The organism is Pigmentiphaga kullae (genome assembly GCF_004216695.1).
In the GTDB taxonomy this organism is placed as follows: Bacteria; Pseudomonadota; Gammaproteobacteria; order Burkholderiales; family Burkholderiaceae_B; genus Pigmentiphaga; species Pigmentiphaga kullae.
This window is the reverse complement of the sequence record NZ_SGXC01000001.1, coordinates 2,655,621-2,677,690: the sequence shown is the minus strand read 5'-3', so window position 1 is coordinate 2,677,690 and position 22,070 is coordinate 2,655,621. Positions and strand designations below refer to the sequence as shown.

Annotated in this window: 21 protein-coding genes; 7 read left to right on the top strand and 14 right to left on the bottom strand. The window is 67.3% G+C overall.

Features of this window, described 5'->3' with window-relative positions:
• The first annotated feature begins 9 nt into the window (after positions 1 to 9).
• Positions 10 to 741, top strand: coding sequence for a C40 family peptidase (locus EV675_RS30275; protein ID WP_423213211.1), 732 nt, complete (start codon positions 10 to 12; stop codon positions 739 to 741).
• On the opposite strand, the gene EV675_RS12965 is transcribed toward EV675_RS30275, so the two are convergent.
• The 3 genes from EV675_RS12965 to lptF all read right to left on the bottom strand — a co-directional run bounded on the left by EV675_RS12965 (position 695) and on the right by lptF (position 3,396).
• Positions 695 to 1,081 carry a DUF2325 domain-containing protein gene (locus tag EV675_RS12965; protein ID WP_423213210.1) on the bottom strand — a complete coding sequence of 129 codons (387 nt, stop codon included), beginning with the start codon at positions 1,079 to 1,081 and terminating at the stop codon, positions 695 to 697. The two genes, EV675_RS30275 and EV675_RS12965, sit on opposite strands and share 47 nt — an antisense overlap.
• A gap of 127 nt (positions 1,082 to 1,208) precedes the next feature.
• Positions 1,209 to 2,156 carry a CysB family HTH-type transcriptional regulator gene (locus tag EV675_RS12960; RefSeq protein ID WP_130357625.1) on the bottom strand — a complete coding sequence of 316 codons (948 nt, stop codon included), beginning with the start codon at positions 2,154 to 2,156 and terminating at the stop codon, positions 1,209 to 1,211.
• Between the two features lie 160 nt (positions 2,157 to 2,316).
• Positions 2,317 to 3,396, bottom strand: a complete 1,080-nt coding sequence (gene lptF, locus EV675_RS12955) for an LPS export ABC transporter permease LptF (protein ID WP_130357624.1) — start codon at positions 3,394 to 3,396, stop codon at positions 2,317 to 2,319.
• Positions 3,397 to 3,472: 76 nt separating this feature from the next.
• On the opposite strand from lptF, the gene EV675_RS12950 reads away from it, so the two are divergent.
• The 6 genes from EV675_RS12950 to EV675_RS12925 all read left to right on the top strand — a co-directional run bounded on the left by EV675_RS12950 (position 3,473) and on the right by EV675_RS12925 (position 9,476).
• The gene (locus tag EV675_RS12950) at positions 3,473 to 4,981 is read left to right on the top strand and encodes a leucyl aminopeptidase (RefSeq protein ID WP_130357623.1); all 1,509 of its coding nucleotides are present in this window, start codon (positions 3,473 to 3,475) and stop codon (positions 4,979 to 4,981) included.
• A 13-nt stretch (positions 4,982 to 4,994) separates the two neighbouring features.
• Positions 4,995 to 5,426: a DNA polymerase III subunit chi gene (locus tag EV675_RS12945; protein ID WP_130357622.1), complete on the top strand. Its 432-nt coding sequence runs from the start codon at positions 4,995 to 4,997 to the stop codon at positions 5,424 to 5,426.
• A 6-nt stretch (positions 5,427 to 5,432) separates the two neighbouring features.
• A complete protein-coding gene (locus EV675_RS12940) occupies positions 5,433 to 5,828 on the top strand; it encodes a hypothetical protein (protein ID WP_130357621.1) in 396 nt (131 codons plus the stop codon).
• Between the two features lie 105 nt (positions 5,829 to 5,933).
• Complete coding sequence (locus EV675_RS12935; protein ID WP_130357620.1) at positions 5,934 to 8,783, top strand: valine--tRNA ligase; 2,850 nt, start codon at positions 5,934 to 5,936, stop codon at positions 8,781 to 8,783.
• A 191-nt stretch (positions 8,784 to 8,974) separates the two neighbouring features.
• A complete protein-coding gene (locus tag EV675_RS12930) occupies positions 8,975 to 9,256 on the top strand; it encodes a BrnT family toxin (protein ID WP_130357619.1) in 282 nt (93 codons plus the stop codon).
• Positions 9,207 to 9,476 carry a BrnA antitoxin family protein gene (locus tag EV675_RS12925; RefSeq protein ID WP_124688406.1) on the top strand — a complete coding sequence of 90 codons (270 nt, stop codon included), beginning with the start codon at positions 9,207 to 9,209 and terminating at the stop codon, positions 9,474 to 9,476. The genes EV675_RS12930 and EV675_RS12925 overlap by 50 nt, the downstream gene beginning before the upstream one ends.
• Positions 9,477 to 9,525: 49 nt before the next feature.
• Here the strand turns inward: EV675_RS12925 and EV675_RS12920 are convergent, their stop codons facing one another.
• The 11 genes from EV675_RS12920 to EV675_RS12870 form a co-directional block, all read right to left on the bottom strand.
• Entirely contained in the window at positions 9,526 to 10,650 is a 1,125-nt protein-coding gene (locus tag EV675_RS12920) for an SGNH/GDSL hydrolase family protein (protein ID WP_130357618.1), read from the bottom strand.
• A gap of 111 nt (positions 10,651 to 10,761) precedes the next feature.
• Positions 10,762 to 11,004 carry a sulfurtransferase TusA family protein gene (locus EV675_RS12915; protein ID WP_370282847.1) on the bottom strand — a complete coding sequence of 81 codons (243 nt, stop codon included), beginning with the start codon at positions 11,002 to 11,004 and terminating at the stop codon, positions 10,762 to 10,764.
• Positions 11,005 to 11,027: 23 nt separating this feature from the next.
• Positions 11,028 to 13,643: an alanine--tRNA ligase gene (gene alaS / locus EV675_RS12910; RefSeq protein ID WP_130357617.1), complete on the bottom strand. Its 2,616-nt coding sequence runs from the start codon at positions 13,641 to 13,643 to the stop codon at positions 11,028 to 11,030.
• A 69-nt stretch (positions 13,644 to 13,712) separates the two neighbouring features.
• Positions 13,713 to 14,285, bottom strand: coding sequence for a hypothetical protein (locus EV675_RS12905; protein ID WP_130357616.1), 573 nt, complete (start codon positions 14,283 to 14,285; stop codon positions 13,713 to 13,715).
• Positions 14,286 to 14,430: 145 nt separating this feature from the next.
• Positions 14,431 to 15,087 carry a hypothetical protein gene (locus EV675_RS12900; RefSeq protein ID WP_130357615.1) on the bottom strand — a complete coding sequence of 219 codons (657 nt, stop codon included), beginning with the start codon at positions 15,085 to 15,087 and terminating at the stop codon, positions 14,431 to 14,433.
• 10 nt (positions 15,088 to 15,097) lie between these two features.
• The gene (locus EV675_RS12895; RefSeq protein WP_130357614.1) at positions 15,098 to 16,663 is read right to left on the bottom strand and encodes a type II secretion system protein; all 1,566 of its coding nucleotides are present in this window, start codon (positions 16,661 to 16,663) and stop codon (positions 15,098 to 15,100) included.
• A gap of 8 nt (positions 16,664 to 16,671) precedes the next feature.
• Positions 16,672 to 17,256 (bottom strand): pilin, encoded by a 585-nt coding sequence (locus EV675_RS12890; protein ID WP_130357613.1) that lies wholly within the window; start codon positions 17,254 to 17,256, stop codon positions 16,672 to 16,674.
• Positions 17,257 to 17,266: 10 nt separating this feature from the next.
• The gene (locus EV675_RS12885) at positions 17,267 to 18,370 is read right to left on the bottom strand and encodes a general secretion pathway protein (RefSeq protein ID WP_130357612.1); all 1,104 of its coding nucleotides are present in this window, start codon (positions 18,368 to 18,370) and stop codon (positions 17,267 to 17,269) included.
• Complete coding sequence (locus EV675_RS12880) at positions 18,367 to 20,265, bottom strand: GspE/PulE family protein (RefSeq protein ID WP_242621399.1); 1,899 nt, start codon at positions 20,263 to 20,265, stop codon at positions 18,367 to 18,369. Before EV675_RS12880 ends, EV675_RS12885 begins: the two co-directional genes overlap by 4 nt.
• Entirely contained in the window at positions 20,262 to 20,765 is a 504-nt protein-coding gene (locus EV675_RS12875) for a hypothetical protein (protein ID WP_130357611.1), read from the bottom strand. The genes EV675_RS12880 and EV675_RS12875 overlap by 4 nt, the downstream gene beginning before the upstream one ends.
• The gene (locus EV675_RS12870) at positions 20,752 to 22,065 is read right to left on the bottom strand and encodes a type IV pilus inner membrane component PilO (protein WP_130357610.1); all 1,314 of its coding nucleotides are present in this window, start codon (positions 22,063 to 22,065) and stop codon (positions 20,752 to 20,754) included. The genes EV675_RS12875 and EV675_RS12870 overlap by 14 nt, the downstream gene beginning before the upstream one ends.
• Positions 22,066 to 22,070 lie beyond the last annotated feature (5 nt).

Sequence of the window (22,070 nt, the reverse complement as noted above, 5' to 3'; positions counted from 1 at the left end):
CCTATACGAATGAAAAAGGCCCGCTTTCACCTCCGCCTCCCTGCATCCCGGCCGCAATTCCCGGCCGGGGGGGCGAAGGTCCGGAAAGCGGGTGGGAAGCTGGCCCTGCTGGTGGGGTCCGCGGTGCTGGCCGGCTGCGCCACGCAATCGCCGCCCTCCTCCCAGAACGGTTCCTCGGCCGCTGTCGACACGCCCGCCAAGCGCGTGGCGCGCTACAGTCTGCCCAGCCATCCCGTTCCATCCTGGAAAGACAGCATTTCCCCCCTGCCGTCCCGCACCGAGCCGCTGGATCCCGAAAAGATCCTGTCGGGCCAATGGCAGGACGACAAGGCCGGCGCCGGCATGGGCGGCCAGGCAGAGCTGGCGGCCTATGCCTTGAATTATCTGGGTGTGCGTTACCGCCTGGGCGGTTCGTCGCCCGAGGCGGGCTTCGACTGCAGCGGGCTGGTGACCTACGTCAGCCGCGAAGTCCTGGGCCTGCAACTGCCGCGCCGGGCCGAGGAAATCAGCCGGGTCGGCGACCCCATCGACATCGGCGACCTGCAACCCGGCGACCTCGTGTTCTACAACACCCTGCGCCGCAAGTTCTCGCACGTGGGTATCTACCTGGGCGACGGCCGCTTCGTGCACTCCCCCTCGTCGGGAGGGGTCGTGCGCGTCGAAAGCATGGACATGGCCTACTGGAAGAAGCGCTTCAACGGCGCCCGCCGCCTGGCTTCCTCGGAATCAGCTTCACGCTGACCTCCTCCTGCGCGGCGCGCGCGCACGGCGCGCCCGCCTCCGCGCCGCACAATCCACAGTTCTCGAGCGCCTGCTGCATCGAACACACCGACCGGCGGCAGGCCACCACCTGTATGCCCGAACGCTGGGCGGCCTGGCGGAAGGCCTTCATCACGTTGTGGCCCAGGAAGTCCGTCAGCAGTATCAGCAACTCCGTGCCCGACGGCAGTTGCAGCGTCTTCTTCTGGTGCGCCGGATCCCGCCCGCTGATGTGGTGGGTGATGGCGATGTTGTGGCCCTTGAGGAGGTCCGGAATGTTGCCTAGCCGGTCGGCCCCGACCACGACTGCGCTGACTGCCATGACGATCTCCGTGATGTCGATTGCTTTCGACAAATGATAATCATTCTCGTTATAGAGTCAACAAGAATGATATGAATTATCATTTGATTAAGCTGATCGACATCGCTCCGGAGATAGGAAAACTCTGTCAGCCCTGGTCCGACGGCTTGATCGCATCCTGGACGACCTCGCGCGTCAGGCTGGGCGCCAGCAGCTCGACGAAGGTGTACACATAGTCCCGCAGGAAAGTGCCGGACTTCACGCCTATGCGGCTGGTATGCATGCCGAACAGACGCCCCACGGGGAGCCCCACCAGCCCGGTGTCGCGCCGGGGGTCGTAGGCGACCCCGGCGATGATCCCTACCCCCAGCCCCAGTTCCACGTAGGTCTTGATGACATCGGCGTCGATGGCCTCGAGCACGAAGTCCGGATGGACGTCCTGCGACCCGAAGGCCTGGTCGATCGCGCTGCGGCCGGCGAAGGCGCGGTCATAGGTGATGATGGGATACTGCGCGAGCTGCTCCAGCGTCAGCTTCTTCGCCTGAGACGACGTCAGCTGGGCCAGGGGGTGATCCGGGGTGACCACCACCACGTGCTCCCAGGTATAGCAGGGCAGCGTGACCATGCCGGGCGTCAGGGCCAGCGCCTCGGTCGCGACCGCCAGGTCGGCCTGCTCGTTCAGCACCATGTCGGCCAACTGGCCCGGACTGCCCTGGATCAGCGACAGGTGGACCTTGGGAAACAGCTTGCGGAAGGCGGGAATGACCTGCGGCAGGGCATACCGGGCCTGGGTGTGCGTGCACGCGATGGTCAGGCCGCCCTCGTCGCGGCGCGCGTATTCGTCGCTGACCTTCTTGAGGTTGTCGACCTCGCGCATGATGCGGTCGACGATCTGCGAGACGGCCAGGCCGGGCTTGGTGAGCCCCTTGATGCGCTTGCCGTGGCGCTCGAAGATCTTCACGCCGAGTTCGTCTTCCAGCTCGATGATGGCCTTGGACACCCCGGGCTGGGACGTGTAGAGCATCCTCGCGGCTTCCGTCAGATTGAAGTCGCGGCGCACGGTTTCCCGGACGAATTTGAATTGCTGCAGGTTCATGGTGCGGTTCACTATGGATCTGCCATCCAACCCGGAGGCAGGGTCGTGGCAACCCATAGATCATAATGTAATATACGACGAGCTATTTATTATATTTAGTAATTAGCATAGTCGGATTTCGCAGCATGGCGGCCGCACAACCGCCATGCGGACTCCCACGCTAGGCCCCTTTCGGGGCCTTCACCCTGAGGCGGAAATACATCAGGAGCGCCGTCAGCGCGGCGACGGCGCCATGCAGGCCGACCAGGGCGACGAAGAAATCCACCCTGCCGTTGTTCACCCACGCCTTGGCCAGGTTGACCATGTTCAGGTAGAACAGCGCCACCAGCAGCGCGATCACGACGTCGCCCGAGCGGCCCAGCCGCGGATTCACCGCGCCCAGCGGAATGGCCAGCAGCGCCAGGTTGATGGCCAGCAGCGGCATGCTGACGCGCCAGAGCAATTCGCCGGAGGCGCCCTGCCCGCCTTCGCGCAGCAACTGCATGGTCGAGCGCGCCTTGGTGGACAGGTCGTCCGAGGAAGGCGGGCCCTTGCTTTCCATGCGCACGCCGTATTTCTCGAAACTCATCAGCCGGAACTGCGGGGTGCCGGGCACGAACTCGTAGCGATGGCCGGACTCCAGGACCATGAAGCGGTCGCCGTTGGGCTGGTCTTCCAGCATGCCCCCGCCCGAGACCAGCACGTTGAGCCGGCCGTTCTCTATCCAGCGCGCGAACACATTGTTGACCCGGTCCACGGCGTCGTTGGCCGACTCCACGTAGAACACGCGGTCGATTCCGCTGGACTCCAGGAACTGGCCCGGCGTGACCTTGGAGACGTCGGAACGCTGCTCGTAGCGCTGGCGGTATTCGGCGATCTGCTTCTGGGCCCAGGGCGAGGCCGCCAGGGTCAGCGTCGCGATCAGTACCGCCGACGGAATGGCGAAGCGGAGAATGGGCCTGAACCAGTCGGTCAGGCTCAGGCCGCTGGAGAACCAGACCACCATCTCGGATTCGCGGTAATTGCGGGTGACCGTGGTCAGCACGGCGATGAACACCGAGACCGCGATGATGGTGGGCAGGGCGTTGATGGACGAGAACGCGGCGATGCCCGTGACCACGTCGGCGCCGATGCGGCCGGCCGCCGCTTCGCCCAGCAGGCGCACCAGCAGCACGCTGATCCATACGACCACGAGCGTGGAGAATACGACGCTGGCATGGCTGGTCAGTTCGTCTTTGACGGAGCGCTGGAACAGGGACACGGTACTGGCCTGTGCGAGGGGCCCGCATCTGCGGGATAATTGACAATCTCGCGACTACATACAGGAAGAATCGCGCATGGACTTTAGCACACAGACCTCCGCCCCCGAGAAAATCAAGACCGCCGCGCTGGTGGTCGGCGTGCACGCCGACGGCGTGCTGACGCAGGCGGCCGATGCCGTCGATCGGGCGGCCAAGGGCGCGGTGCGCGCCGCCGTCAAGACCGACTTCAAGGGCAAGACGGGCGAAACGCTGGTGCTGAGGTCCCTGCCCGGCGTGGCGGCCCAGCGGGTCGTGCTGGCCGGACTGGGCCCGCAGGAGGCCTTCTCGCCCAAGGCGCTGGCCTCCGCCCATCGCGCCGCGCTGGCCGCCGCCGCGGCGCTGGGCGTGACCGAGACCGTGTCGGCGCTGGCCGCCGTCCCCATGCAGTCGGCCGACGTGCGCACCCGCGCGCGGCTGGCCGCGATCGCGGCGGGCGAGGTCACCTACCGCTTCGACGCCACCTTCGGCAAGCGCGACGCCGTCAGCCGTCCCAAGCTGGCGCGCCTGGTCCTGGCGGTCGAGCGGTCCGAGGCCAAGGAGGCCGAGGCCGGCCTGCGCGAAGGCAGCGCCATCGCCAACGGCATGTCGCTCGCGCGCGACCTGGGCAACCTGCCCGGCAACGTCTGCACCCCCACCTACCTGGGCGAGACCGCCAAGAAGCTGGGCAAGTCGCACAAGCTCAAGGTCGAGGTGCTGGACCGCAAGCAGATCGAGGCGCTGAAGATGGGGTCCTTCCTGTCCGTGGCGCGCGGATCCGACGAGCCGCCGAAGTTCATCGTGCTGCGCTATGAAGGCGCCAGGCAGAAACCCGCGGGACGCGGCAAGACGGGCGCCAACGGCCCGGTCGTGCTGGTCGGCAAGGGCATCACGTTCGATGCGGGCGGCATCTCGCTCAAGCCGGCCGCCGGCATGGACGAAATGAAATACGACATGTGCGGCGCCGCCAGCGTGTTCGGCACGCTGCGCACCGTGGCCGAGCTGGGCCTGCCGCTGGACGTGATCGGCGTCGTGCCCGCGTGCGAGAACCTGCCCAGCGGCCGCGCCAACAAGCCGGGCGACGTGGTCACCACCATGTCCGGCCAGACGGTCGAGATCCTGAACACCGACGCCGAGGGCCGGCTGATCCTGTGCGACGCCCTGACCTACGTGGAACGCTTCAAGCCGTCCACCGTCATCGACATCGCCACGCTTACCGGCGCGTGCGTCACGGCGCTGGGCCACGTCAACACGGGCCTGTTCACCTCCGACGACGCCCTGGCCGACACGCTGACCAGCCTGTCGCGCCAGGCGCTGGACCCGGTCTGGCGCCTGCCGCTGGACGACGACTACCAGGAACAGCTCAAGTCCAACTTCGCCGACATGGCCAACATAGGCGGTCCGCCGGCCGGCGCCGTCACCGCCGCGTGCTTCCTGTCGCGCTACGCCAAGGGCTACCGCTGGGCGCACCTGGACATCGCCGGCACGGCCTGGCGCAGCGGCAAGGACAAGGGCGCGACCGGCCGCCCCGTCCCGCTGCTGGCCCAGTACCTGCTGTCCCTGGTCTGACGCCGTCCCGCCCATGACCGAAATCGACTTCGCCTTCAGCGCCCCCGACCGGCTGCGCACCGCCTGCCAGATCGCCACCCGCCGCCACCAGGCGGGGCACCGGCTGGTGGTGTACTGCCGCGACACGGGGCGCCTGAACGCCTTCGATCAGATGCTCTGGGCGCTGGACGACATCTCCTTCATCCCCCACGTCCGCGTCAACGATCCGCTGGCGGCCGACACGCCCATCGTGCTGACCGCCTCGGACGCGCCCACGCCTCACCACGACTGGCTGCTGAACCTGGACGACGCCTGGCCGCCCATCTACACCCGCTTCCAGCGCGTCATCGAAGTCGTCACCAACGACCCCGCCGACCGCGAGGCGGCGCGGGCGCGCTGGCGCTTCTACCAGGAATGCGGCCACAACATCGTGCGGCACGACGTGTCGCGCCACCAGATGCCCTGAGCCGATATGCAAGCCCCTTTCCCCCCGCGCGACGATGCGGGCATCCCGCTCCTGACCGAAGTCCTGGACCTGCCGCAGCCGGTCCGGAAGGCCGAAGCGGCGCCTCCGCCGCCCTCCCCCTCCTGGCCCGCCCCGGCGGCGCCGGCCGCCCCCGCGCCAGGGCCGACTGACGAAGATGGCATCGAGACGCTGCGCGCCGCCATCCTGCAGGACCTGCTCGACCGGGTGGAGCCCCTGTTGAAAACGCGCATGCGGGCCTCGCTGGAAGTGGCGGCCGCCCGCGCCCTGGAAGACATCGCCTACAACCTGCGCGAAGAACTCGGCCGGCTGGTGGACGAGGCCGTCCAGAAGGAACTGATACGGCGCGCCGCCGTCGAGAGCAAGCCCCTTCCCCCGCGCTGAAGCCCCGGCAGGCCGCCGCCAGCCGCCGCAGAATCCACTAAAATCACAGGTTTGGCGCCTGCTGCGCATCGCCGCACGCCCGACCGACGTATTTCCGGAACACCGATGACCTCAGCCTCTCCCCAATCTCAGACCGAGACCGACGAACTGCCCAAGAGCTTCGAGCCGGCCGCCATCGAGGCGCGCTGGTATCCGCTGTGGGAGCAACGGGGGGACTTCAAGGCCGGGGTACACGTCCAGGGCCCCGACAACGGCCAGGCCTTCACCATCCAGCTGCCGCCGCCCAACGTGACCGGCACGCTGCACATGGGCCACGCCTTCAACCAGACCATCATGGATGGCCTGACGCGCTACCACCGCATGCGCGGGTTCGACACGCTGTGGGTGCCGGGCACCGACCACGCCGGCATCGCCACGCAGATCGTCGTCGAGCGCCAGCTCGACGCGCAGAAGGTCAGCCGCCACGACCTGGGCCGCGACAAGTTCGTCGAGAAGGTCTGGGAATGGAAGCAGCACTCCGGCGGCACCATCACCGGCCAGATGCGCCGGCTGGGCACCTCGCCCGACTGGACGCGCGAATACTTCACCATGAACGAGGACATGTCGCGCGGCGTGGCCGAGGTCTTCACGCGGCTGTACGAGCAGGGCCTGATCTACCGGGGCAAGCGGCTGGTCAACTGGGACCCCAAGCTGCTGACCGCCGTCAGCGACCTGGAAGTGATCAGCGAGGAAGAAGACGGCCATCTGTGGCACATCCGCTACCCGGTGGACGGCAGCGACGCCGCCATCGTCGTGGCCACGACCCGTCCCGAGACCATGCTGGGCGACGTCGCCGTCATGGTGCATCCGGAGGATGAACGCTACCAGGCCCTGATCGGCAAGCAGGTCCGCCTGCCGCTGACCGGCCGCCTGATCCCCGTCATCGCCGACGACTACGTGGACCGCGAATTCGGCACCGGCGCGGTCAAGGTCACGCCCGCGCACGATTTCAACGACTACGCGGTAGGCCAGCGCCACAGCCTGCCCATGATCTCCATTCTGACGCTGGACGGCCACATCAACGACGAGGCGCCCGAGACCTACCGCGGGCTGGACCGTTTCGAGGCCCGTACCCGCATCGTGGCCGACCTCGACGCCCAGGGCCTGCTGGCCGAGGTCAAGAAGCACAAGCTGATGGTGCCGCGCGGCGACCGCACCAACGCCATCATCGAGCCCATGCTGACCGACCAGTGGTTCGTCGCCATGAGCAAGCCGGCGCCCGAGGGCACCCACCACCCCGGCAAGTCGATCACCGACGTGGCGCTGGAAGTCGTGGCCGACGGCCGCGTCAAGTTCTACCCCGAGAACTGGACCACCACCTACAACCAGTGGCTCAACAACATCCAGGACTGGTGCATCTCGCGCCAGCTGTGGTGGGGCCACCAGATCCCCGCCTGGTACGCCGACGACGGCCGCATCTTCGTGGCCCGCAACGAGCAGGAAGCGCGCGACAAGGCCACCGCCGCCGGCTACACCGGCTCGCTGGCCCGCGACCCGGACGTGCTGGACACCTGGTTCTCGTCGGCGCTGGTGCCGTTCACCACGCTGGGCTGGCCCGAACAGACGCCCGACCTGGCGCGCTATCTGCCCTCGTCCGTGCTGGTCACCGGCTTCGACATCATCTTCTTCTGGGTCGCCCGGATGGTCATGATGACCACCCACTTCACCGGCCAGGTTCCGTTCCGGCACGTCTACATGCACGGACTGATCCGCGACGCCGAAGGCCAGAAGATGAGCAAGTCCAAGGGCAACACCCTGGACCCGGTCGACCTGATCGACGGCATCGGCCTGGACGACCTCCTGGCCAAGCGCACCACCGGCCTGATGAACCCCCGGCAGGCGGAAAGCATCGCCAAGAAGACCCGCAAGGAATTCCCCGAGGGCATTCCGGCCTTCGGCGCCGACGCGCTGCGCTTCACCATGGCCGCCTACGCCACGCTGGGCCGCAACATCAACTTCGACCTGAAGCGCTGCGAGGGCTACCGCAACTTCTGCAACAAGCTGTGGAACGCCACCCGCTTCGTGCTGATGAACGTCGAAGGCAAGGACTGCGGCGTGGAGGCAGGCGCCACGGTGGAACTGTCGGTGTTCGACAAGTGGATCGTCAGCCAGCTGCAGCGCACCGAGGCCGAGGTCGCCAAGGGCTTCGACGACTACCGCTTCGACAACATCTCCACCGCGCTGTACCGCTTCGTCTGGGACGAATACTGCGATTGGTACCTGGAACTGGCCAAGGTCCAGCTGCAGAACGGCAGCGAGGCCGAGCAGCGCGGCACCCGCCAGACCCTGATCCGCGTGCTGGAAACCGTGCTGCGGCTGGCCCACCCCGTCATCCCGTTCATCACGGAAGAACTCTGGCAGAAGGTTTCGGTGGCGGCCGGCAAGCGCCGTGCCGACGAATCCACCAGCGTAGGCGTACAGCCCTACCCCGCCGCCCAGGCCGAAAAGATCGACGAAGCGGCCGAAGCCGCGATGGCCGAACTCAAGGCCCAGGTCGACGCCGTGCGCGCGCTGCGCGGCGAAATGAACGTGCCGCCCTCGCAGAAGGCGCCGCTGAACGCCACCGGCAACCGCGCCGCGCTCGAGCGCAATGCGCCCTACCTGGCGGCCCTGGCCCGGCTGACCGAGGTCAAGGTGGTCGACCGGTTGCCCGACGTCGTCGGCGCCCCCGTGCAGGTGGTGGGCGACGCCCACCTGATGCTGCACATCGAGGTCGACGTGGCCGCCGAGAAAGTCCGCCTGGACAAGGAAATCGCCCGCCTGGAAGGCGAGATCGCCAAGGCCAACGGCAAGCTGGGCAACGCCAGCTTCGTCGACCGCGCCCCGGCAGCCGTGGTGGAGCAGGAACGCGCCCGGCTGGCCCAGTTCAGCGACACGCTGGACAAGGTGCGGGAGCAGCGGGTGAAACTGGGGTAGACCGGCCTCAGCGCCGAGCATGAAAAAAGCGACCCACTGGGTCGTTTTTTTCATTGCGCTCGAAACAAAAAGCTCTGGGTTCAGCGGCGGACCAATCTGTCCGTCCGCATTTCCTCAAATTATCTTTCCGCATCGCCCTGTAGATACTGGAGCAGCCTCTTGCTTTTTTCGAATTAACGTATATACAATAAATGCGGATCACCTACGATGCAGCGAAACGTACCACGACCTTGATCGAACGTGGACTGGACATGCGGCATGCGGGAAAAATCTTCATCGGGTTCCATCTCACTCTACCCGACGAGCGCCGCGACTATCGCGAATGCCGGTACATCACGCTCGGCCTCCTGGACGAACGCCTCGTAGTCGCCGTCTGGACACTGCGCGGCAACAGCCGACGCATCATCAGTTTCAGGAAAGCCAATGAACGGGAACAGAAAAGATACTGGAAGCAAGTGGGTCGACCCCGATGATGCCCCTGAACTTCCGGACGAATGGTTCGAACGGGCGGAACTGCGCGATGGCAACAAGGTGCTCAGGCGGGGGCGCCCGAAATCGGCCGCTGCCACAGTGGCCATCAGCCTGAGGCTTCCCCCCGACGTGCTGGATCAATGGAAACGCACGGGTCCAGGGTGGCAGACTCGCATGGTGGCGTCGCTGCGCCAGCATGCGCCGAAAGCCCAGAGAATATGATGTCCTTGGCCCCTGCACCCTCCTCTGCCCAGGGGCCTCCCAGGCAGGCTCAGCGAGCCGTCGTCTCCCTGGCCACGCGTATCGGCTTGACCACCGCGCCAAAGCGATCATGGATGAACGCCGCCACTTTCTCGCCCCATAGCCGGTGCCCGGCCGTGGTCGGATGCATGGAGTCCGCAAACAGGTAATGCTGGTCGGCATCCGGCTCCACCAGCGTTGCGGGGGTGCACAGCAGTGCATCCACCTCGCCCTGCGACGCATCGTAATTGGTGCAGGCGGGCTTGTCGGTCACGGTCAGGCCCACCGCGGCGGGGTCGTCGACGGCATCGTCGATCAGGCCGGCCAGATCGAACACCTGCACGCCCGTGCCCGACAGCCCCCCGGCCACGAGTTCGTTGTAGCCCTCGGACACGTCGGTGGCCAGGTCTTCCAGCTCGGTATTGCGGATGAAGGGCAACATGCCCAGGTCGGGAAGGTTGACGTATACGATCCGCTTGGCTCCCGCCGCGGACAATCGCTTGAGCTGGGTCACCATGGCGGCCGCCTTGGCCCGGACCAGCGCCTCCATCCGGTCGTCGGCGTCGGAAGCGGGTTCGGGCTCGGTTTCCCCCAGGGCCTGGAAAGCATCGAGGAAATCGTTGCCGCCGCCCTGCACCAGCACCAGTTCCGTCCCGTCGAAGCCTTTGTGCGCGGCCAGGTAGCGGTCGATCTGCGTCTTGATGGAAATGGCGGTTTCGCCCTGGAGGCCGCCATCGGCCGGGATGCCGTCCGGGGCCGGCGCCGTCTCGGCGTCGGTCTCGATATGGGCGCCGCCCTGCGCATAGCCGTTGCCACCCAGGTCCACGATACGGCCACCCTGCCCGCGCGGGCCGAAATCGACCTGCTGGTTGGGCTTGACCGGCAGGCCCAGCGCATCGGCCACGACTTCCACCCAGACTTCTCCGGGCTTGGTCGTGAACCGCTGCCCCGTCGCGCTGCGCGTGGCCGGGTCGGGATGGGCCGTCCCGGGATTGTAGGTGCCGACATCGCTCAGGCTGTCGCCGAAGGACACGATGGTGTTGATCGGTCCGGTCACGACCGGCCGTGCGGCGCGGTCGCGCATGGCCATTGCCGCCAAGCCGCCCGCGACGAGCAGCGCCAGGACCAGAAGCCAACGCAATGACGGTAGCCGCATGGGGGTCACCTTGGGGGAGAACGGTTGCGCCAGCGGACGCCGGCTGCGGTATGACACGCCGCCCGGCGGCAGGTTCAGTGCCGCCGGGCGGGGAAAACGCCGAGCGATCCGTCAGCGACGTTTCATGTAATGGACGAACACTTCGCCGTCATCTTCCTGCGCCAGCAGTTCGTTGCCGGTCTGCTTGGAAAAGGCCTGGAAATCGCGCACCGACCCCTTGTCGGTGGCCACGACCTTCAGCACCTGTCCGCTCTCGAGCGTCGCCAGCGCCTTCTTGGCGCGCAGGATGGGCAAGGGACACTTGAGCCCCTTGGCATCCACCTCCAGGTCGAACGCCACCGGTTCGGTATTCATTGCGCCTTCTCCCGCCACGCCGCTCACAGGCGGCCTTCGACCCAGCCCTGCACGCTGGCGAGCGCCTGCTGCAGACCCGAGGGATCCGTGCCGCCGGCCATCGCCATGTCGGGCCGGCCGCCGCCCTTGCCGCCCACCTGCTGGGCCACGAAATTGACCAGGTCGCCGGCCTTGACCTTGCCGGACACGTCGGCCGTGGCGCCGGCCACCAGGCTGACCTTGCCGCCGTCGACGGCGGCCAGCACGATGGCAGCGGACTTCAGCTTGTTCTTGAGCTGGTCCACGGTCTCGCGCAGCGACTTGGGATCGACGCCGTCCAGCTTGGCGGCCAGCACCTTCACGCCCTTGATCTCGACCGCCGAGGCCGCCAGGTCATTGCCGGCGCTGCTGGCCAGCTTGCTCTTCAACTGGGCGATTTCCTTTTCCAGGCTCTTCAACTGGTCCTGCACCTGGCCGATGCGCGCCGGCAGGTCGCCAGGCTGCACTTTCAGCGCTCCCGCGGCCGAGGCCAGCGTGGCGTTCAGGCTCTGCAGATAGGACAGGCTGTTGTCGCCGGTGATGGCCTCGACCCGCCGCACGCCGGCGGCCACGCCGCCCTCGCTCACGATCTTGAACAGGCCGATGTCGCCCGTGCGGCCCACGTGCGTGCCGCCACACAGCTCGCGCGAGAAACCGATGTCCAGCACCCGGACTTCGTCGCCGTACTTTTCGCCGAACAGCGCCATCGCGCCGCCCTTGACGGCATCGTCGTAGGCCATCAGCTGCGCCTGCACCGGCGTGTTGCCCAGCACCTCGCGGTTGACGATGGCTTCCACCTGCGCGATCTGCTCGGCGTTCATGGGCGCATCGTGGGCGAAATCGAAGCGGGTCTTGTCCGGGTCCACCAGCGAGCCCTTCTGCTGCACGTGCTCGCCCAGCACCTGGCGCAGCGCCTTGTGCATCAGGTGCGTGGCCGAGTGGTTGCGCATCGTGCGCGCGCGGCGGACTTCGTCCACCTGGGCATCGACCGTGTCGCCCACCGCCAGCGAACCCGACACCAGCTTGCCATGATGGCCGAACACGTCGGCCTGGATCTTCTGCGTGTCTTCCACATCGAAACGCACCGCGCCCTGCACCAGCACGCCGGCATCGCCCACCTGCCCGCCCGACTCGGCGTAGAACGGCGTGCGGTCCAGGACCACCACCGCGGCCTGGCCGGCCTCGATGCGCGGCACCGACGCGCCGTCCACGTACAGGGCCGTGACCTTGCCTTGCGCGGCCAGGTGCGTATAGCCCTCGAACACCGTCTTGGCGCCGTCGTACGACAGGCCGGCGGCCATCTTGAACTTGCCCGCGGCGCGGGCCTGCTCGCGCTGGCGGGTCATCGCGGCCTCGAAGCCGTCCATGTCCACGTCCACGTTGCGTTCGCGGCAGATATCGGCCGTCAGGTCCACCGGGAAGCCGTAGGTGTCGTACAGGTTGAACAGCGTCTCGCCGTCCAGCGCGGCGCCCGGCTTCAACGCGGCCAGCGCGCCGTCCAGGATCTTCATGCCGTGCTCCAGCGTTTCGCCGAAACGCTCTTCCTCCTGGCGCAGCACCTGCTCCACCCGCGCCTCGGCCTTGGCCAGCTCGGGATAGGCCTCGCCCATCTCGGCCACCAGGTCCTTGACGATGCGATGGAAGAACGGCTTGGTCTGGCCCAGCTTGTAGCCGTGGCGCAGCGCGCGGCGGATGATACGGCGCAGCACGTAGCCGCGGCCTTCGTTGCCCGGGATCACGCCATCCACGATCAGGAACGAGCAGGCGCGGATGTGATCGGCGATAACCTTCAGCGAATTGTTCGCCAGGTCGGTACAGCCGGTTTCGCGTGCCGCGGCCTTGATCAGGTTCTGGAACAGGTCGATTTCATAGTTCGAGTGCACGTGCTGCAGCACCGCGGCGATCCGCTCCAGGCCCATGCCCGTGTCCACGCAGGGCTTGGGCAGCGGGTTCAGGGTGCCCGAGGCATCGCGATCGAACTGCATGAACACCAGGTTCCAGATCTCGATGTAGCGGTCGCCGTCTTCCTCGGGCGATCCCGGGGGGCCGCCCCAGATTTCGGGGCCGTGGTCGTAGAAGATTTCCGAGCACGGGCCGCAGGGGCCTGTATCCGCCATTTGCCAGAAGTTGTCGGAGGCGTAGCGCGCGCCCTTGTTGTCGCCGATGCGGACGATGCGCTCGGCCGGCACGCCGATCTCGTTCTGCCAGATGCCGTAGGCCTCGTCGTCCTCCTGGTAGACCGTGACCCACAGTTTTTCCTTGGGCAGCTTGTAGACCGTGGTCAGCAGTTCCCAGGCGTAGTGGATGGCGTCTCGCTTGAAGTAGTCGCCGAAGCTGAAATTGCCCAGCATCTCGAAAAACGTGTGGTGCCGGGCCGTGTAGCCCACGTTTTCCAGGTCATTGTGCTTGCCGCCGGCGCGCACGCTGCGCTGCGACGAGGTCGCGCGCTTGTAGGGGCGCACTTCGTTGCCCAGGAAGACGTCCTTGAACTGGACCATGCCCGAATTGGTGAAGAGCAGGGTCGGATCGTTGGCTGGCACCAACGACGAGGACGGCACCACGGTGTGGCCCTTGGACTCGAAGAATTGAAGGAATTTCTGACGGATCTCGGCGGATTTCATCGCTGCACGCAGGTAGGGGGATGAATCGCCAACTGCACCCGTTTGCATCCCCGGATAAATATCGAATCGTCAATTATAAAGGGACTGCGAGGGCAACTCCGGTGCGGGCTTCACTCTCCTCCTATGCTGCAAAGCGCCATGCTCTGCTTCGTGCATCAGTTTTGCCGCGATTGCCAACGTTCTGGCCATCTCCGCCCCGCGGCCTCCCTCGGAAAAACCCTTGATCTCGCTCACGTCCTTGGTCACTCTCTTGAACAAATAGCGGCCCGGCTTACCCTCGCCGTGGGGCTCGAAATATATCCCTGCCGGCAAATCGCCCTCTTTAGCCATTTTTTTGGCCTGTTCCCAGATGTCACTGGGAACTCCAGCCAGAAACTTGGCCTCCGCTTCCGCTGCCTTGCCAGGCGGCCTCCCTCCTCTCTTGGGGGGCCGGCTCTCCCCAACCTCCTGGCGCTCAAGCCCACTTGCGAAACGTTGCCTCGCCAGGTCTTCGCGTCGCGAGATCAGCCCGGTCGTATTGACAGTCCCCTCCCTGGCAAATTGAAGCGCGGCGATATGCGCCGTGGCCGTTGATTCATAGATACGCTCAGGCAGGTTATTGGCGACATAGCCATCTCCGCTCGAGGTTACTGTTATTGCCATCACTTTCTCCAAAGATCGCCGCGCCCTCCGCACCCCTGACGAACAGCCGGTCCACGCCTGCGCATGGGTGGGAGCCCCGGCGCGGACGGTTCCACGGTCCACGACACCGGGCCCGTGCCAGGGCACCTTTTAGTGTGAACAGGCCCTAGCCCGGCATCTCGTAGTAGCAGGATGACTGGAAACTGCCGTTCTGGAAGAAATAGCCCGAGTATCCGTTGTTCACCGGCTGCAAATGCCGGTTCTGGTTGGAAAAGGCGCCGTGCCCCGCGCGGTAGCTTTCCCAGGTGTACTGGGCCCAGGCCGATGCGCCGCCGTAGTACCCGGCGTTGCAATAGGCGCCCGAGACCCTGATCGCATAGTGAGTCATCTCCAGTACCAGCGCGGCGCCGGTATATCCTGCGCCGGCCTCGCACCGGGTGGTCCAGGGTGTCAACACGCACAACCTGTGCCAGTTGTTTTGCCATTGATTGTGAGCCTGGACTTCCGCCCCTGAACTGCCTACCGCTACGCGGATCATGGATGGCAGTTCGTTCCACCCGCTCCGGCTGTCCCACACCTCGCGGAAGTAGAGTTCCGCACCGGCCATGCGATCGAGCAGTTCTTGAATGGTTGCAGGCGCGCGCGGCTCCGCGGGTGGATCAGGCGGAGGCGCGACCGGGCGGTCCGGCATCACCCGCGCCGCCACCCCCGTTATGTGCGTGGAGTCCACCCAGGGCGTCCGCATCTGCGGTGGCGCCGGTTGCGCGCCTGCATTCAACCAGACCAGAGCACACCCTGCTCCCAGAAACACGATTCGCTTCATTCCCCCCCCCTCAGTATTTGCAATAGACCTGGGCGATGGCCCTGGCCGGGCCACCAAGAACCGCCCCGTCGTAGTCCAGCAATTGCACCAACCACCCCGCTCCGGCGTCCACGGCCTTGCGGGTGAACGACGACGCCGTGGACGACTCGATCTGAGGCAGCAGGTAGATGAGCGGCGTACCGGCAGCGGTGCCGAGCCGTCCACAGACAGGCTTCTGTACCGTTTCGCCGGAAGAGACGATCTGGCTGCCGGTCATGACATAGCTGGACAGGAGGTCGTCGGCGCGCATCCAGACCCCCAGGCGGCAAACGAGGCCGGTGCCCGAGCCGGAGTCGGTGGCAAAGGCGCCATTGGGAGCGCAGGCGGTGCCCGCCGAAGCCAGGGCGGCAAGCTCGCGCCATGTGCCGCCGGCGCATACCAGGAGACCGCCGGCGGAAGTACGGGCGAACTCCGCGTTGGCGCCGGCCTCGGTCGATACCCGGGACATGCAGGGGGCATTGGCCGTGGCCACCTCCCTGAGGCCCAGCCTGTCGGCGGACACGCCGGCATGCCCGACGAGGTCGCGGCCGGCCACCGTAAGCGCAAGGCCCGCTCCCGTCGCGACGATCATCTGGCCCGCGGTCACGCGCAGCGTGGGCTGCGCATCCGCGGCGTCGAAGATCGATCCTCTATGGGTGGACAAGCCGGCGGCGGCCCGGATGCGCTGGCTGGCGACGATGCCCGAGGCGGGGTCGATGCGGACGACGCTGCCGTCGTCGGCACGGAACAGGCCTGTCCGGGTCTGCAGCACGCCGGCGCATTGCACCGTCAGCACGCCGGTGCTCGTTGCGGTCAAGCAATCGCCGGCCGCGCCGCGCAAGGCCAGGGAATCGTGCAGCCGTACCGCGCCTCGCACATCCAGACCGCCTTGCAGGTCAGGGTTGCGGCTGTCCCGCATGCGGACGAACTGCTGGAACAAGGTGGTATCCAGGCTTGCCTGGGCGCCCACGACTCCCGCCGCCGCGCCCAGCGGATTGGGAACCGCGTAGGTCGCGCCACGCAGCACGGCCGGTTGGTCCGGGTAGGCCGCAGCACCGTATCCCCCGGTGGCCATGACGACCTGGGCCAGGACGCCGGGATCCGGTTCGAGCGCCCCCTGCGCGCGCAGCGGCGTGGCGGTGTGAATCAGGGCATCCATCCTGCATCCCGTTCCCGGGCAACCGCCGCTGCGTTCGATGCGGATGGCGACAGCCTGGTTGAACGGCGTGCGGTCCGGAAATCCGCGCTGCAGCATGCCGGCCTCCCGCAGTTCGTCCAGCGTGGGCGCGAGCGGATGCGCCACACCGGCGACGGCCGCGCCGTCGGCCAGCGTGTCGTAGTGCCGGACCAGATAGCCGTCCATGGCCCCCTTTATCGCGAGCAGATATGTGCCCGTGGCCTGGGCCGCCGCATCATCCACCTCCCGGATCAGGCGGCCACCCGCCAGCACGGCGAGCACCATGGCGATACTGGCGACGATGGCCAGTTCGATCAGGGTCCATCCCCGTTGGCGCGCCGCGAAGGCAACCGGCAGGCGCACGGCCTGAGCATGCGACATGGAAGGCCCTAGCGTGCGGTGAACGAAAAGGAGTTCGTGTCGCCGCTGGTGCACGCGGCCTCGGCGCCCGTGGCGTTGTAGGTTCCCGCGGCGCCGCCGGTGCCAGGCTGCTTGACCGTGATGCCGTTGATGACGATCCGCTCGGACACCCGCTGCATGACCGCGGCCAGCGAAGGGCATGCCGCTTCGTTGACCTTGTCCAGCGTCAGCCCGAAGGCGTCGCCGGAGGTGGTGATGGTATCGGCGGCAAGCACGACACGGCCGTCCGTCGCGCCCAGACCGTGCCGGACCGTGGCCGTCGCACCGGCTCCGGCAACCGTGATGACGCTGCTGCTGCGCAGGGCATGGGCGAGCTGGACAATGCCTATGCCTGTATAAGGTGTGTTGCCCAGCCCCTGGCCGGAAACCTTGGTCCGCGCGATGAAGCGGTGCAGCTCCTGGCCCACCGCCGGCACCTTGTTCTCGATGATGTAGCCATTGATGGCGGGAATGCCGATGACGGCGGCGATCAGGACGATGGCGGCGACGATGGCGACCTCGACCAGGGTGAAACCCTGCTGGCGGCCGGGACGAGCGTGGAGAAAGCGGGACATGCGTGATACCTCATCGGCTGGAGTAATAGTTGGTCAAGGCGGAGCGCATTTCGTTGACGACGCCGACATGCCAGAAGACCAGCGACAGCGCGACGCCGACGGCGGCCAGCAGCAGCACCCAGCGGGCCGCCATCGCCCTCCTGGCCACCTGCCGCAGCGAGCGCGCTTCCAGGCGCACACGCGTCTGCTGCAGGGCGCTGTCCATGCCGCGCGCCGCGATCAGGTCGGCCAGGAACCACAGGGTTTCGGGCTCGACGATGCCGGTATCGAACGTGGCGCTGCCCACGCGGCCGTCGTCGATGTTGGCGATCATTCTTTCCAGATGCCAGCGCCGCCATGGATTGGCGCCTTCCACCTGCAGCTCCAGGGCCTCGCGCAGCGCCGTGCTGACGTTGCCGCGGCGCTTGACCATGGTCGCCAGCGAAGCCAGGAAGCGTATGCCCTGCAGGTCCCGATAAAGGCGCCAGACGAAATGCCGGTCCAGCACGCGGCGGACAGGACCGGTGAGATTGGGCAGGGACCAGGCCACGAAATAAATGACGAGGCCCAGTGCCAGCGCGCAGACGAACAGGTTGCCGTGGACGAACTCGGCAAAGGCATAGAGCCGCCGGGTCAGGCTGCCCAGGAATTCGTCGGGAACGGCGCCGAACGCACGTTTCAGGCGCGGCACCGTGAACAGCGGCACGGCAACGATCATCCCGAACGAAACCAGCACGGCGGCAAGCGCCGCCGACAAGGTGGCGGCCAGCGTGCGCCGGGTGTCATCCGCCAGCCGCGTCACCGCCGCCACATCGCGCAAGGTCTGTTCGAGCGCACCGGCGCCTCCTCGCTGGGCCATCCGAAGCAGGCTCAGGTCATCGTCCGGCAGGGTCGCGCGCAGGGTCTCGTGAAGATCACCTCCGACGTTCTGGTAGCGCGCGGCCCAATAGGCCGACAGCATGCCTCGCGCGTGGCCCGCGTAGCGCCGGGCATCGTCCAGGAAGATGTCGCGCAGCGTCTTGCGGCCGCTGCTGGCCTCCATGACATCGGCCAGATAGTCGTAGTAGTCGGCGCGCCCCGCCCGGAACCGCGCCGCGCACCAGGCGACGCGCACGCGTTCGCGAAAGGAGCTCATGCGCAGCCGCGTCCGATGGGCGCCGGCACCCGGCCGGATGCCAGCCTGCGCGGCCGCCGGCGTCCGGACGCTCCTCGCGCAACCCGGTTCCCGCGCAGCTCGACGGTCTCGAAACTGACGAACCGGGGCTCGATGTCGCGCGGATCGACCAGACCTTGCGAGGCCTTGTAGATCGCGCACTCCATCGCCGTCTTGCCGGCCATGTCGGCATGGTCGAACGCGCTGCGGCGCTGGAACCGGAAGTAGTCGCGCAGCGCCAGCGTGTCCGCATCGCGCACCAGCCTCAGGAAGCCGTCGTCAACGGAAGGGTCGATCATCTCGGCGGCGACGGTGCGGCCCGCGTAGCCGTGCAGCTCGACCAGGGTGCCCTGCCGGCAGGATGGGCATCCATCGGGGTTGCGCGCCCTCAGCGCCGCGATATCCAGCGCGTACAGGGCGTGCAGCCGGTCGGCATAGCGTCGCCAGTGGTCGGGCCCCGGGCCCGCCCCCGCGGCCGCGCCTTCGCGCTCGAACAGGGCGGTCAGCGGCAAGGCGCAGTGCCGGCACAGCACCGGCAGCAGTGTCTGGTAGACGAGCAGCTTCAGTATCCCGGGCGTTGCCAGCAGCCGGCGGGAGACGCCGATGAAATCCGAGGCCAGACGATCCGGGATCAGCGCCGCGCCGCCCGCGTGCGTCGTCGTGTACAGGTTGCTGCCCGAACTGGCGAGGTCCATGAAGGCCCGGCCCGTGGAACGGTCGCGTATCTCGCCGATGAGCAGGTCGTTCATGGCGGACCGCTTGATGGTCTTGAGCTTGGCGTCGAACTCGTTGGAGACCGCGCCGTCCAGCGATCGGCTGACGCTGTTCTGGAGCGCGTTGGGAATGAGATATTCGACCGGGTCTTCGAGCGTGATGACCTTGCGGGTGGGCGGAATGCGGGACATCATCGAAGCGATGGTGGTCGACTTGCCGGACCCCACCACCCCCGCGAGCACGATCGCGCCGCCTTCGGCGACCAGCGCGCGCTCCAGGATCCGGATCTGCGAAGGCAGATAGCCGAGCCGGGCGAAATCCGGCGGCTGCTCGCGCATGTCCATCCGCAGCAGCCGCATGGTGACCGAGGCGCCCGCGTCGGTAGCCAGCGAGGCCCAGCGCAGCATGAACGACACGCCTTCCACGTCATGCAGGATGCTGCCCTGCTGCTCGATCATGGGATCGAAGACGGCGCCGTTGCCGCCCTGTATGTCCATATAGGCGACGGCCAGCACCTCGCGCAGCGTGCTGGTCTGCATGCCGCGGAACCGTTCCGGCATCACGTATCGGCCCCCCAGGGTGTAGCGGATCTCGGATTCCGGATGGGCCGCCCGCAGGTTGACGTGGATGTCGCTGGCGCCATGGCGCGCGCCCCAGGCGACGATGTCATGGAACGCCGACGCCATGGCGCTCTTGACCGGATCGAGCAGCACCCGGCGACGCGAACGCAGGGCGTCCCCCGTGATCTGTCCGCGCACGATGGACAGCAATAGTGTCGCCGGCACCACGATGCGCGCGGGACTGGCCAGGGTCCGGCCCCGCGCCCGTACCATGCGTTCGAACTCCTCGATCTGCTCGCTGCGCGCATAGTCGTCGACGGTGAACAAGGCTACCCGGCCATCCTCCAGTTCGACTGGACAGAGCTTGTCCAGCAGGTTGCCGACGTCGAACCCGGCGCGAAGCACGCGCTTGAAGGCGGGCGTCATCCGGGCGAGCTGATCGCGGCCATCCATGCGCGCGACCAACGCCGCAGGCACCTCGCCGCTCGCGGGACACGCTTCGTCCCGTCCCTCTGGGCAAGACACCACGGCCGCGCCCGACGCGCTCAGGCGGTTGCCGGCCAGCAGCGCCACGACCGATCGCCCCCAGACCAGCGGGCTCACGGCCGGCCTCCCAAGGGAGGCACGAAAATCGGCGGCATCGCGGGCATGGGCGCGGCGCTGGACGGCTCCGCCGCCACCCAGGCTCCCGGCGCGGACGGCAGGATGCAGGCCGACCGTACCGAGGCCCCCTTGCGCAGGTAGACGCAGCCATCATCGATGCGCTGCAGTCGATACTCTCCAGCCGTGTCCGTGGCACCGCGGGGCAGCTCGTCGCCCTGACGATAGAACCGGGACTCGCCATTGACCTGCACGATCGCGTTCAAGGTGCCCTTCGTTCCATACAGGGAAGTCAGCACGACCCGGTCGCCGCGACGGGCCGGGGCAGCGGCTGGCTTGGCAACGGGTGCCTGGCGGGCACGTTCCGCGGCCAGGGCGCGCGCCGTATCGATGCGCAGCATCTCGCGCACCTTGTCCAGCTCGCCTTCGGCGGCGTCCACCGGGGTACGGAACATGGACAGGACGGCCACGCAGAACCGCAGTTTTCGCTTAGTCGCGCGCATAGAGGACTCCAGACATGCCGGCCATGAGCCGGCTCCGGTTCAAGGAAAGTTCGGCCGCCGCATCCACGGTGAGCGACACCGCACGCCATTCGACCTGGTTCGCCAGCAGCCCCGGTATCAGGAACATCGACCGCAGCGGTCCTTCCAGGACCAGTGGCCGCTCGGACACCGCCGGCATCGATGGCGGCGCGGCCATGGCGGCCCCGTACTCGTCGCGCGGAGGCTCCAGCCGCACGGGCACCGTTTCCCCCAGCGTCGCACCCGACATCAGCGGCAGGACCTGTTGCAGCGCGGTGATGGTCTTGCCGTCGTGCTCGGCCCGGCTCATGAGCCGCGACGGCTCCAGCGGCTGCGCGCCATCGGCGACGGCGAACCGGGCCACCACGGCATCCATGGGCTGCCACGTCTCGCTCCAGCCCGACGGACGCGCCCCGAGAAAACTGGCATTGGTGGCCAACCGATGGCGCCGGTCGTACCGGGCCCGGCAGGTCCATCCCTGCTCCGTGCCGCGCGAGCACTGCGCGGAAGACAGCCTCCATCCGCCCACCTCGGCGGGCAGGTCGGCCAACGCATCCAGCACGGCCAGCCCGTCGCTTTCGGCATGCAGGCGTATCCGTTGGCGCAAGGCCTCGTACACTTGGGCCCAGGCCGCCTCGGGGTCGATACCGGGCTGCGCGGGCGTGCTGCCTCCTTCCTGATGGCGATACCAGTCCCAGCCGCTGCGCAGCAGGAATGCCGCGGCGCATCCCAGCGCCGCGACGACCAGCGGCCGCGGAATGGCCGGCATGCTCCAGCCGCACGGCTGGAGCCGGCAGGCGTCCGAGGCATCTCCCAGAAAAGCCGGCAGCGAGGCCTCGCCAAGATCGCCGGGATCCGCATCCAGGATGACGAGTTCGTCGCCGTGATGCGCCATCAGACCGTCCAGGGCCGCCTGGGCATCGGCGGCGCTGTCGTGGACGCGATCGGAATGCGTGAGGACCTTGCCGCCCTGGACGGCCACCACCCAGATGCGCCCGTCCGGCAGTTCCGCCCGCAAGGCGACGACGCCCTGCCTGTGATCCGACGCGAAGGCCAGCGCCCCGCTGTGAAGCTGGTCCGCCAGACCGCGGTCGGCCCGGTTCAGCCGGATCACGCCGACGGCCTCCGAACCCGGCGCATGGGCATGGTGCGATGCTTTCGCTTCCCGGGCCTTCTGCCGCGCGCGCTGGCCCAGCCTGCTGCCCAGGATGGTGTGCCAGCGCATGCCCAGGACCAACACGCGTTCGTCGCCGTCGAATCGAAGCAGGACGTAGTCGTTCATGGCGG

What these genes read in the sequence shown, in the direction of transcription:
- EV675_RS12925 (WP_124688406.1), top strand. Translation starts at nt 9,207, where the DNA reads ATGAACGGGAACAGAAAAGATACTGGAAGCAAGTGGGTCGACCCCGAT.
- EV675_RS12960 (WP_130357625.1), bottom strand. Translation starts at nt 2,156, where the DNA reads ATGAACCTGCAGCAATTCAAATTCGTCCGGGAAACCGTGCGCCGCGAC.
- EV675_RS12885 (WP_130357612.1), bottom strand. Translation starts at nt 18,370, where the DNA reads ATGAGCTCCTTTCGCGAACGCGTGCGCGTCGCCTGGTGCGCGGCGCGG.
- EV675_RS12965 (WP_423213210.1), bottom strand. Translation starts at nt 1,081, where the DNA reads ATGGCAGTCAGCGCAGTCGTGGTCGGGGCCGACCGGCTAGGCAACATT.
- EV675_RS12940 (WP_130357621.1), top strand. Translation starts at nt 5,433, where the DNA reads ATGCAAGCCCCTTTCCCCCCGCGCGACGATGCGGGCATCCCGCTCCTG.
- alaS (WP_130357617.1), bottom strand. Translation starts at nt 13,643, where the DNA reads ATGAAATCCGCCGAGATCCGTCAGAAATTCCTTCAATTCTTCGAGTCC.
- EV675_RS12930 (WP_130357619.1), top strand. Translation starts at nt 8,975, where the DNA reads ATGCGGATCACCTACGATGCAGCGAAACGTACCACGACCTTGATCGAA.
- EV675_RS12905 (WP_130357616.1), bottom strand. Translation starts at nt 14,285, where the DNA reads ATGGCAATAACAGTAACCTCGAGCGGAGATGGCTATGTCGCCAATAAC.
- EV675_RS12875 (WP_130357611.1), bottom strand. Translation starts at nt 20,765, where the DNA reads ATGCGCGCGACTAAGCGAAAACTGCGGTTCTGCGTGGCCGTCCTGTCC.
- EV675_RS12870 (WP_130357610.1), bottom strand. Translation starts at nt 22,065, where the DNA reads ATGAACGACTACGTCCTGCTTCGATTCGACGGCGACGAACGCGTGTTG.
- EV675_RS12890 (WP_130357613.1), bottom strand. Translation starts at nt 17,256, where the DNA reads ATGTCCCGCTTTCTCCACGCTCGTCCCGGCCGCCAGCAGGGTTTCACC.
- EV675_RS12915 (WP_370282847.1), bottom strand. Translation starts at nt 11,004, where the DNA reads ATGAATACCGAACCGGTGGCGTTCGACCTGGAGGTGGATGCCAAGGGG.
- EV675_RS30275 (WP_423213211.1), top strand. Translation starts at nt 10, where the DNA reads ATGAAAAAGGCCCGCTTTCACCTCCGCCTCCCTGCATCCCGGCCGCAA.
- EV675_RS12950 (WP_130357623.1), top strand. Translation starts at nt 3,473, where the DNA reads ATGGACTTTAGCACACAGACCTCCGCCCCCGAGAAAATCAAGACCGCC.
- EV675_RS12945 (WP_130357622.1), top strand. Translation starts at nt 4,995, where the DNA reads ATGACCGAAATCGACTTCGCCTTCAGCGCCCCCGACCGGCTGCGCACC.
- EV675_RS12920 (WP_130357618.1), bottom strand. Translation starts at nt 10,650, where the DNA reads ATGCGGCTACCGTCATTGCGTTGGCTTCTGGTCCTGGCGCTGCTCGTC.
- EV675_RS12900 (WP_130357615.1), bottom strand. Translation starts at nt 15,087, where the DNA reads ATGAAGCGAATCGTGTTTCTGGGAGCAGGGTGTGCTCTGGTCTGGTTG.
- EV675_RS12935 (WP_130357620.1), top strand. Translation starts at nt 5,934, where the DNA reads ATGACCTCAGCCTCTCCCCAATCTCAGACCGAGACCGACGAACTGCCC.
- EV675_RS12895 (WP_130357614.1), bottom strand. Translation starts at nt 16,663, where the DNA reads ATGTCGCATGCTCAGGCCGTGCGCCTGCCGGTTGCCTTCGCGGCGCGC.